The sequence below is a fragment of the Bradyrhizobium sp. 2TAF24 genome, from assembly GCF_052115025.1.
Classification (GTDB): Bacteria; Pseudomonadota; Alphaproteobacteria; order Rhizobiales; family Xanthobacteraceae; genus Bradyrhizobium_A.
This window is the reverse complement of record NZ_JBFRFW010000007.1, coordinates 299,447-310,235: the sequence shown is the minus strand read 5'-3', so window position 1 is coordinate 310,235 and position 10,789 is coordinate 299,447. Positions and strand designations below refer to the sequence as shown.

Annotated in this window: 9 protein-coding genes; 5 read left to right on the top strand and 4 right to left on the bottom strand. The window is 66.5% G+C overall.

Annotated elements, in window-relative coordinates:
• From AB4Z37_RS13975 to AB4Z37_RS13965, 3 genes are all read right to left on the bottom strand, one after another.
• The coding region (locus tag AB4Z37_RS13975) for a polysaccharide biosynthesis/export family protein (RefSeq protein WP_441517341.1) at nt 1-386 on the bottom strand (386 nt) is incomplete at its 3' end.
• A 293-nt stretch (nt 387-679) separates the two neighbouring features.
• Nucleotides 680-1,336, bottom strand: coding sequence for a peptide-methionine (S)-S-oxide reductase MsrA (gene msrA / locus AB4Z37_RS13970; protein ID WP_441517325.1), 657 nt, complete (start codon nt 1,334-1,336; stop codon nt 680-682).
• A gap of 104 nt (nt 1,337-1,440) precedes the next feature.
• Nucleotides 1,441-1,758, bottom strand: a complete 318-nt coding sequence (locus AB4Z37_RS13965) for a hypothetical protein (protein ID WP_441517324.1) — start codon at nt 1,756-1,758, stop codon at nt 1,441-1,443.
• A 422-nt stretch (nt 1,759-2,180) separates the two neighbouring features.
• On the opposite strand from AB4Z37_RS13965, the gene rpsT reads away from it, so the two are divergent.
• On the top strand, nt 2,181-2,447 hold the full coding sequence (gene rpsT / locus AB4Z37_RS13960) for a 30S ribosomal protein S20 (protein ID WP_211968867.1): 267 nt from the start codon (nt 2,181-2,183) through the stop codon (nt 2,445-2,447).
• Between the two features lie 357 nt (nt 2,448-2,804).
• On the opposite strand, the gene AB4Z37_RS13955 is transcribed toward rpsT, so the two are convergent.
• Entirely contained in the window at nt 2,805-3,059 is a 255-nt protein-coding gene (locus AB4Z37_RS13955) for a hypothetical protein (protein ID WP_441517323.1), read from the bottom strand.
• A 702-nt stretch (nt 3,060-3,761) separates the two neighbouring features.
• Between AB4Z37_RS13955 and dnaA the strand changes: the two genes are divergently transcribed.
• The 4 genes from dnaA to gyrB all read left to right on the top strand — a co-directional run bounded on the left by dnaA (nt 3,762) and on the right by gyrB (nt 10,617).
• Nucleotides 3,762-5,192: a chromosomal replication initiator protein DnaA gene (dnaA, locus tag AB4Z37_RS13950; RefSeq protein ID WP_441517322.1), complete on the top strand. Its 1,431-nt coding sequence runs from the start codon at nt 3,762-3,764 to the stop codon at nt 5,190-5,192.
• 219 nt (nt 5,193-5,411) lie between these two features.
• Nucleotides 5,412-6,530, top strand: a complete 1,119-nt coding sequence (gene dnaN, locus AB4Z37_RS13945) for a DNA polymerase III subunit beta (protein WP_441517321.1) — start codon at nt 5,412-5,414, stop codon at nt 6,528-6,530.
• Between the two features lie 266 nt (nt 6,531-6,796).
• The gene (gene recF / locus AB4Z37_RS13940) at nt 6,797-7,939 is read left to right on the top strand and encodes a DNA replication/repair protein RecF (RefSeq protein ID WP_441517320.1); all 1,143 of its coding nucleotides are present in this window, start codon (nt 6,797-6,799) and stop codon (nt 7,937-7,939) included.
• A gap of 233 nt (nt 7,940-8,172) precedes the next feature.
• Nucleotides 8,173-10,617: a DNA topoisomerase (ATP-hydrolyzing) subunit B gene (gyrB, locus tag AB4Z37_RS13935; protein WP_441517319.1), complete on the top strand. Its 2,445-nt coding sequence runs from the start codon at nt 8,173-8,175 to the stop codon at nt 10,615-10,617.
• The last annotated feature ends 172 nt before the right edge of the window (nt 10,618-10,789 follow it).

The following is a 10,789-nucleotide window of genomic DNA, read 5'->3' as shown; positions in this document are numbered from 1 at the left end:
TGTCCCGGCGCGGTGACCTCGCCGAGAATGAAGAACGGACGGTAGGCCTCGACCTCGACGGCGACATAGGGTTCGCGGATGTAGCCGGCGCGCAGCTTGCCGGTGACGGCGCGGGCGAGCTCGGCGGGCGTGAGGCCGCGGGCATGCACAGTGCCGATCAGCGGCATGGTGATGGCGCCGCCGGCATCGACCGCATACGAATTGGTGAGGCCGTCCTGGCCATAGACCACGATACGCAGGCGATCACCGGCATCGAGGCGGTAGTCGGCGCCGGGGGCAAAGGCGATCGGCGTCACGGCGACATTCGGCGCGCCATAGGCGAGCTGATCAAGACCGGGCCCACCGATCAGCGGCGGACCGCCGGCGACCGGCGGTGGCACGGTCATGCACCCCGACAGCGCAATCGCGACGAGCGTACCGGCCAACAGACTCTGAAACGCGCGCCAACACCGCACCGAACCGATCCCTTATCCAGGACACGGCTCTGATGTGCACCGATTATGGTTAACAAAGAGTATCGACCGATGGATCGAAGGCATCGAGTTCAACACCATGAACCGGACGCCGAAGGTGGCCCCGCGCGATCGGCAATCATCAGGACCGCCGCCCCCGGGGGCACCGGGGGACGGCGGATCCATGGCGAACGAGGGGCCAACAAGCTGCGCGATCTGGCGTCGCGTCAGGCGCCGACGCCGACACCGACCGGACACGACACGCCTGTGCCGCCGAGACCGCAGTAGCCGCCGGGATTCTTCGCGAGATACTGCTGGTGATAATCCTCGGCGAAGTAGAACGCCGGCGCCGGCGCGATCTCAGTGGTGATGGCACCCAGTCCCTGCGCCGCCAGCGCCTGGCCATAGGCGCGCTTGGAGGCATCCGCCGCCTTCGCCTGCGCCTCGCCATAGGTGTAGATCGCCGAGCGATACTGCGTGCCGATGTCGTTGCCCTGGCGCATGCCCTGGGTCGGATCATGGCTTTCCCAGAACGTCTTCAGCAACGTGTCGTAGGAGATCCGCCTGGGATCGAACACCACCAGCACCACCTCGGTGTGGCCGGTACGCCCGGTGCAGGTCTCCTCATAGGTCGGGTTCGGCGTGATGCCGCCGGCATAGCCCACTGCCGTCACATGGACGGCGTCGCCGAGCTGCCAGAACTTGCGCTCCGCACCCCAGAAGCAGCCGAGCGCGAAAACGGCACGCTCGAAGCCATCGGGATAGGGCGCCTGCAGCCGGTGACCGTTGACGAAATGCGTGGTCGCGGTCGGGATCGGGGTGGCACGGCCGGGCAGCGCGGTGGCGGCGGTCGGCAATTCCAGGGACTTGCGCATGAACAGCATGGATCGGCTCCTGCTTCGGATCACGGACGTGTCCGACATATAGGTCTCTACGCAGCAAACGTCAGGGCGTTACCCCCGCACGCCGCAGGACAGCAGTTGGCGGCTCAGTCGCGGGCGTAGCCGATCAGTCTGCGCCTTCGGCGGAACAGCAGCATGAGAATGAGGCCGAGCACCCCGAGCACCGCCCAGGTCGGCTGGTTGAGGACGAACTTCGCCGCACTGTTCCAGAGCCAGGGCGAGTAGCCCTCGACCAGCGCCTGCGCCGCGCGCTGGCTGGCCTGGTGGATGTCGTTCCAGAAATCGCCGAGCCGGGTGAGCCGCAGGGTCTGGTCGGCGATCGAGCGGGCGCCGTCATAGACCAGGAAAATGAACCCGCCAGCGAGCAGCAGCAGCCCGATCAGGCGAAAAAAGCCGCGGATCATATCGTCATCCTGTTCCCGAACATCCTGCCCGGGAATACCGGCCGGGCGCGCCAAATTCAACCTCGGGGCGTCGCGGATCCCCGCCGGCAACCCTGAAACACTGGCGCAAGAGCCTGAAACGTCTTCACTTTTCGTTGGAACCGGAGATCAGGGAGCGCCAGCCCGGGCGGGGACGACGCCCCGCCACCCCGGCGCCGGCGGGCCACGCCCGCGTTGACGATTATTTCCCGTGCCTTTATAAGACGCGCAACTGGCGGCAGGTTCACCCTGCCGCCGCTGTTCTTTGAGCAGCCCTGCAACCCGTCATCCGGGTCCGGCTATTTCAGGAACGAACCCATTCATTCAAACGTCGGTCGCGGCGAAGCGGACGACGCCAACAAGCCCGGCTCGGCATCGAGTCGTCGCAGCAGGACCTTGAGAGCATGGCCAACACCACTTCTGCCAAGAAGGCGACGCGGAAGATCGCCCGCCGCACCATCGTCAACAAGTCGCGCCGCACCCAGATGCGCAACTCGGTTCGCACCGTCGAGGCGGCGATCGAGAAGGGCGATCGCGACGCCGCGCTCGTCGCCTTCAAGAAGGCGGAGCCCGAGCTGATGCGCGCAGCGCAGCGCAACATCGTTCACCGCAACAATGCGAGCCGCAAGGTGTCGCGTCTTGCGGCGCAGATCGCCAAGCTTGCGAAGTGATCGTCGCAGAAAAATAAAATTGTCACAAAAGCCCGGCTTCGCCGGGCTTTTTTGTTGTTCGACGTCGAAACGTTAGAAGCATTGGAAGCGGCAGAAGCATCGTTGCACGTGCTGCACCCGCATCGCGCACTGAACGTTGCGTCACGCTTCGCATCGGGCGCGCGTCATCACGTCGTGCATCGCGAGACAACATCACACGGTGTGTTGTCGTGCATTGAGCGATCGAGAATCGCTTAGCACCGATTTTCAGATTTGCAAGCGATCCGCTCAAAGTGCCGCCGCCATCACATGACGGCTACCCTGTAAAAATGGTCAGGAAAAAACGCGCGTCACTAATCACTTATCGGCAAAGCGCGATCAGGTACTTTCAAAACAGGGAAGCGATCCCGCCATTGGTGAAGAATTTGTGAACTTTTTTTTCGCCGGCCGGCGAAATGTGACAGCGCCGCGCGCGATCGATTCCACGCGCAGATTCAAAATGTTGTCCACAAGGCTGGGCATCGCATGTGCGCCATCAACCATGATGCCGAATTGGCCGCGCACATCGCGACGAATCATTTCGTTGCGGGCCGTGAGCCATCGTGTATTTCTTAAATCGTTCGCGGCACCCACGGCTCGTCAGATCAGCGCGATCTGAGACCCGCGGGAAGACGCAAAGGTCAGCGATGGCCGGAGCGTTAGCGAAGTTTCCCAAGCGATAGTCGGTCGACTCATAGCGATATGAGAACGGTTTCGTGCGCCCAAGTTTCTCGAACGCGCCGGATTTATCCGGTTGCGTTGACAAGAAGAAATGACGCGAACGAAAGCGAGCCGCCGACCGCGCGGGAGACGGGACTGAATGTAAGAGGGCTTCAGTACGCGGCGTAATTCCGGTTGAAGGGATCTGGCCCAGACAACCGGGGTTTTAGAAGACTACACAACGCAACCATCGACGCTACTATCCTTGCCGCGCACCAGCGCGGCGAGCGGGGGGTTTTTCATGACGCAGCAACCAATCACGACCATCCGTCACGCATCGCGTTCCATTCGCAACGTGTCGCGTCACCGCGCTTGTCAGCCGGTCCGGATCATCCTGATTGCGTCTGAGCCCTCTGCCTGCGATTCCCGCGCCAGTACCAGCTGATCTCACGGACCAGCCGCCTTCCTGAACGCTAGTGCTGCGCCTGCCCAACGGCATCCGTCGATGCCGACAGGAGAGGTGCGCCCGACAGGAACGCGAGCATGGTCGTGGGATCGCGCGCCGCGGCAGCAGCGGCCCCCCTTCATCGGCTCAGGCGCCGTTCACACAACATCGTTTTAGAAAAGTTTACGTCAATGACAGACATGAATCAGGATCGTTGGGCTCGCGTACAGGTCCGGCTGCGCACGACCGTCGGCGAGGATGTCTACAGCAGCTGGTTCGCCCGCATGGACCTGGAAGGCGTGCAGGGCGAGAGCGTGCACATGTCGGTGCCGACCCGCTTCCTCAAGAGCTGGATCCAGGCGCACTATGCCGACCGCGTGCTGTCGTGCTGGCAGGCCGAGATGCCGGAAGTGCACCGCATCGACCTCACCGTGCGTACCGCGATGCGCGCCGCCGCGCCGGTTCAAGTCGTGAAGCCCGCCGTCGAAGAGCGCCGCGCCGAGCGAGCGAGCGCACCGGCTGCAGCCGAGCCGCGCAGCGTGGCGCTGACCCCGGTCTCCGCCGGCCATGATGCCCTCGGCGGTTCGCCGCTTGATCCGCGCCTGACCTTCGACAGCTTCGTGATGGGTCGCTCCAACACGCTGGCGCATGCCGCCGCGCGCCAGGTCGCCGAAGGCCGCCGCGGCGATCCGGTGATGTTCAACCCGCTCTACATCCATGCCGGCGTCGGCCTCGGCAAGACCCACCTGCTGCAGGCGGTAACCTGGGCCGGCAACGCCAGCGGCGAGCGCAAGGTGCTCTATCTCACCGTCGAGAAGTTCATGTACGGCTTCGTCGCCGCGCTGAAGACGCAGACGGCGCTGGCGTTCAAGGAAGCGCTGCGCGGCATCGACGTGCTGGTGATCGACGACCTCCAGTTCCTGCAGGGCAAATCGACCCAGGCCGAGTTCTGCCACACGCTGAATGCGCTGATCGATGCCGGCCGCCAGGTGGTGATCGCCGCCGACCGTCCGCCGTCCGACCTGGAAGCGCTCGACGACCGCGTGCGCTCGCGCCTCGCCGGCGGCCTCGTGGTGGAGATGGGTGCGCTCGGCGAAGAGTTGCGCCTCGAGATCCTGAAGTCGCGCGTCGCCGCCGCCCGTACCCACCATGCCGGCTTCGATGTGCCGCAGCCGGTGCTCGAGTATCTGGCGCGCGCCATCACCCATAACGGCCGCGACCTCGAGGGCGCGGTGAATCGCCTGCTCGCCCACAGCAAGCTCAATGCCCAGCCGGTAACGCTGGAGATGGCGGAACGCGAGGTGCGCGACCTCGTCCGTCCGCAGGAGCCCAAGCGCGTCAAGATCGAGGACATCCAGCGCGTCGTGGCGCGGCAGTACAATGTCAGCCGCTCGGACCTGCTGTCCTCCCGCCGCACCGCCAATGTGGTACGGCCGCGTCAGGTGGCGATGTATCTGGCCAAGACGCTGACGCTGCGCTCGCTGCCCGAGATCGGGCGCCGGTTCGGTGGCCGCGACCACACCACGGTGCTGCATGCCGTGCGCAAGATCGAGGCACTGGTAGGCAAGGACGTGGCGTTGGCCGACGAGGTCGAACTGCTGAAGCGCCAGTTGCAGGACTGAAGTCAGGTCCGGGACACCCCGCCCGCGGCGGGGATTGCCTGGAAATGGCGGATAACGCCCGAGAAATCCTGATCCGCGGGGGCTGGCCACTTGCGCTCCTCCGCGGTCCACGGCACCTTGCGGTCCCCCGCGGGCATGCTCCCGCGGGCGTCACTCGCCGGGGCGGCGCGCCCGCGCCGGCATCCCCACAGTGTCGTAGAGTATCGGACGGATAGTGCGATGAAGGTCACGGTCGAGCGTGCGCAACTCCTGAAGTCCCTGGGCCATGTCCACCGGGTGGTCGAACGCCGCAACACCATTCCGATCCTGGGCAACGTGCTGGTGCGGGCGGAGAACGCCAAGCTCAGCCTGAAGGCGACGGACCTCGATCTCGAGGTCACCGAAACGCTGCCGGCGGAAGTCGGCAGCGCCGGCTCGACCACGGTTCCCGCCCACATGTTCTACGACATCGTGCGCAAGCTGCCGGATGGCTCGCAGGTGGTGCTGGAGGCCGATGGCGACCGCTCGGTGCTGGCGATCCGCGCCGGGCGCTCGCGCTTCACCCTGCAGACCCTGCCGGAAAGCGACTTCCCCGACCTCGCCGCCGGCGAGATGACCAACGCCTTCAAGGTGCCGGCCAGCGACGTCAAGCGCCTGATCGACCGCACCCAGTTCGCGATCTCGACCGAAGAGACGCGCTACTATCTCAACGGCATCTACCTGCACAACGCCGGCAGCGGCAGTGCCGCGACCTTGCGCGGTGTCGCCACCGACGGCCACCGCCTCGCCCAGGTCGACCTCGCGCTGCCGCACGGCGCCGAGGGCATGCCGGGCGTGATCGTGCCGCGCAAGACGGTCGGCGAGGTGCAGCGCCTGATCGAGGACACCGAGGCGGAGATCCTGATCGAGCTCTCCACCGGCAAGATCCGCCTCACCCTCGGCAATGTGGTGCTGACCTCCAAGCTGATCGACGGCACCTTCCCCGACTACGGCCGGGTGATCCCGCAGCACAACGACAAGGAACTGATCGTCGACAAGAAGGACTTCGAGGCCGCGGTCGACCGCGTCTCGACCATCTCCAGCGAGCGCGGCCGGGCCGTGAAGCTGTCGCTGTCGGCCGGGCGCCTCGTGCTGTCGGTGACCAACCCGGATTCCGGCAGCGCCACCGAAGAGCTCGAGGTCGAGTACGCCGCCGACCCGCTCGATATCGGCTTCAACTCGCGTTACCTGCTCGACATCGCCGCCCAGATTGAGGGCGAAGTCGCGGTGCTCCGGCTCGCCGATCCGGGATCGCCGACCCTGATGCAGGACAAGGATTCCAAGGGCGCGCTGTACGTGCTGATGCCGATGCGGGTGTGAGGCGGCGGCGCCTCAGCCGATGTTCCTCATGGTGAGGAGGCGCGCGGCGCCGTCTCGAACCATGAGGCCACCAAACCACCCTTGAGGCCTCATTTTTGGGGCCTCATCCTTCGAGACGCGGCCAAGCGGCCGCTCCTCAGGATGAGGAGTTAGCCGTCGCGGCACTCCCAGCGTTCGCGTCGGTTCGCGGCGACGTCCGTCACGATGACGTTTCGCCCTCCCGGACATGGCTGTCCATCGCGCACGGGCGTGATAAAGCACCAGCCATGACCGCCTGCCATATCCGCCGCCTCAGCCTGACGCACTTTCGCAGCTACCGCGCGGCGAGCGTGACGACGCGCGGGCAGCTGGTGGTGCTGGCAGGACCGAACGGCGCCGGCAAGACCAACTGCCTGGAGGCGATCTCCTTGCTGTCGCCCGGCCGCGGGCTGCGGCGCGCGACGCTGGACGACGTCGCCGACATCCAGGGCGACGGCTCCTGGGCGGTCTCCGCCGAGGTCGAGGGCGCGCTCGGCCTTGCCACGCTCGGCACCGGCATCGACGCGACCTCGGGCGATGGCGCGACCACGCGCCGCTGCCGCATCGACCGCGAACCGGTCGGCTCCGCCGCTGCGTTCGGCGATCACCTGCGCATGGTGTGGCTGACGCCGGCGATGGACGGCCTGTTCATGGGCGCCGCGTCCGAACGGCGGCGCTTCTTCGACCGCCTGGTGCTGGCGGTCGACAGCGGCCACACCGGCCGCGTTTCAGCGCTGGAGCGCTCGCTGCGTTCGCGCAACCGCCTGCTGGAGGAACGGCCGGGCGATGGCCACTGGCTCGACGCGGTGGAACGCGAGACCGCGGAGCTCGCGGTCGCGGTGGCGGCGCTGCGCATCGAGACGCTGACGCGGCTGGCCGCCAAGCTGCGCGGGCGCGCCGCCGTCTCTGCGTTCCCCTCCGCCCAGATCGCGTTCGACGGCTGGGTGGAGAACGCGCTGCTCGAAGAACCGGCCACCGCGGTGGAAGACCGCTACCGCAAGGTGCTGCGCGATGCCCGGCCGCGCGACGCCGCCGCCGGCCGGACGCTGGACGGCCCGCATCTCACTGACCTGCAAGTGGTCTACGCGCCCAAGCAGATGCCGGCAAAGGATGCCTCCACCGGCGAGCAGAAGGCGCTGCTGATCGGCCTCGTGCTGGCGCATGCGACGCTGGTGTCGGAAATGACCGGCATCACGCCGCTGCTGCTGCTCGACGAGGTCGTCGCCCATCTCGATCCGGGCCGGCGCGCCGCGCTGTTCGCGGAACTGACCGATCTCGGCGCCCAGGTCTGGATGACCGGAGCGGACCCCGCGGCGTTCGCCGAAGTCGGCGCCAATGCCGAACTTTTCGAGGTCGAGGGCGGGCGAATCAGCCGCCGCAGCACCGCCTGACCACGGCCGCACCGACGGCGCGAAAGTCACCCCCGCAAAGCGCCCGCATGGCGCTTTTCCGATGCCCCGAAGAGGTCGTTTTGCCGCCTTGCAAAAGCGGCAAAAATCACCATTTATTCAACAGCTTGAACGGCATCCTTTTGCCCTGTACGCCCCCTCGGATTCATGGCACAAACAGCGCTTCAGCACGCAGGTCGTGAACTGATTCGCCGGCCCTCGCGAAGGCATCCTTTATGAACGAACCCGCCCGGCAGCAACCTGCCGAACCCGTCGCCGCTCCGGCCGCCGAATACGGCGCCGAGTCCATCAAAGTCCTGAAAGGTCTCGACGCCGTCCGCAAGCGTCCGGGCATGTATATCGGCGACACCGATGACGGCTCGGGCCTGCACCACATGGTCTACGAGGTGGTCGACAACGCCATCGACGAGGCGCTGGCCGGCCACGCCAGCGCAGTCAACGTGACGCTCAATCCCGACGGCTCGGTGACGGTGCGCGACGACGGCCGCGGCATCCCGACCGACATCCACAAGGGCGAAGGCATCTCGGCGGCCGAGGTCATCATGACCCAGCTGCACGCCGGCGGAAAATTCGACCAGAACTCCTACAAGGTGTCCGGCGGTCTGCACGGCGTCGGCGTTTCCGTCGTCAACGCGCTGTCCACCAAGCTGCAGCTGCGGATCTGGCGCGACGGCAAGGAACACTTCATGGAGTTCCACCACGGCGACGCGGTGGCCCCGCTTGCCGTGGTCGGCGACGGCCAGGGCCAGCGCGGCACCGAGGTGACGTTCTATCCGAGCCCTGAAACCTTCACGATGGTGGAGTTCGACTTCGCCACGCTGGAGCACCGTCTGCGCGAGCTCGCCTTCCTCAACTCCGGCGTCAACATCGTGCTGTCCGACATGCGCCATGCGGTCGAGAAGCGCGAGGAGATGCGCTACGAGGGCGGCATCGAAGCGTTCGTGAAGTACCTCGACCGCAACAAGACCGCGATCATGCCGGCGCCGATCGTGATCCGCGCCGAGCACAACGGCATCGGTGTCGACGTCGCGCTGTGGTGGAACGACAGCTACCACGAGAACGTGCTGTGCTTCACCAACAACATCCCGCAGCGTGACGGCGGCACCCATCTCGCCGGCTTCCGCGGCGCGCTGACCCGCCAGATCACCGGCTATGCCGACACCAGCGGCATCTCCAAGAAGGAGAAGGTCGGGCTGACCGGCGACGACTGCCGCGAAGGCCTCACCGCGGTGCTGTCGGTGAAGGTGCCCGACCCGAAGTTCTCGTCGCAGACCAAGGACAAGCTCGTCTCCTCCGAGGTCAAGCCGGTGGTCGAGAGCGTGGTCAACGAGGCGCTCGCCGCCTGGCTCGAGGAGCATCCGGGCGAGGCCAAGAGCGTGGTCGGCAAGGTGATCCAGGCCGCCGCGGCGCGCGAGGCCGCGCGCAAGGCGCGCGAGCTCACCCGCAAGAGCCCGCTCGGCATCTCGTCCCTGCCCGGCAAGCTCGCCGACTGCCAGGAGCGCGACCCGGCGAAGTCCGAACTGTTCATCGTCGAGGGCGACTCGGCAGGCGGCTCCGCCAAGCAGGGCCGCAACCGCGAATTCCAGGCGGTGCTGCCGCTGCGCGGCAAGATCCTCAACGTCGAACGCGCGCGCTTCGACAAGATGCTGTCGTCGGAGCAGGTCGGCACGCTGATCACCGCGCTCGGCACCGGCATTGGTCGCGAGGACTTCGACCTCAGCAAGCTGCGCTACCACAAGATCATCATCATGACGGACGCCGACGTCGACGGCGCCCATATCCGCACGCTGCTGCTGACGTTCTTCTTCCGGCAGATGCCGCAGCTGATCGAGGCCGGCAACCTCTATATCGCCCAGCCGCCGCTCTACAAGGTGACGCGCGGCAGGTCCGAGCAGTACCTCAAGGACGAGCGCGCGCTGGAAGACTACCTGATCGGCACCGGCCTCGACGACTGCGTGCTGCGGCTGTCGACCGGCGAGGAGCGCGCGGGCAAGGACCTGCTGGCCATGGTGGAGGACGCCCGCGTCATCCGCAGCACGCTGCATGGCCTGCACAGCCGCTACAACCGCGCCGTGGTCGAGCAGGCGGCGATCGCCGGCGTGCTCAACCCGAGCATGACCGCAGATCCGCAGACCGCGGAGGCTGCTGCCGATTACATTTCCAAGCGCCTCGACACGCTCGCCGAAGAGGTCGAGCGCGGCTGGGTCGGCCACTATGTCGAGGGCGAAGGCTTCCACTTCGAGCGCACCGTGCGCGGCGTCAAGGAAGTCGCGGTGCTGGATGCCGCGCTGCTCGGCTCGGCGGACGCCCGCAAGCTCGACGAGTATGCCGGCCGCCTGCAGGAGGCCTATCCGCGCCCCGGCACGCTGCGCCGCAAGGACAGCGAAACGCCGGTCTACGGCCCGGTCAGCCTGTTCGACGCGGTGACGGATGCCGGCCGCAAGGGCGTGGCGCTGCAGCGCTACAAAGGTCTCGGCGAGATGAACCCGGGCCAGCTGTGGGAGACGACGCTCGACACCAACGTGCGCTCGCTGCTGCAGGTCAAGATCAAGGAGGTCGACGAGGCCGACGACATCTTCACCAAGCTGATGGGCGACGTCGTCGAACCGCGCCGCGACTTCATCCAGGACAACGCGCTGGTGGCCAGCGTCGACGTGTGAGGCCGCGGCACCGCGGTTGCCGCACCCGGGTGCTGGTCCCCTAGCCCCATCCTCCGCGACCGCCTTCTGCGGCTTGTCCATCGGACCGCGGTCGACGCGGCGTCGCGGATGCAGAAGCATCACGTTCGCCGGATGCTGTCGGCATCACTGGACGGAGCGTGCTTCCATCACG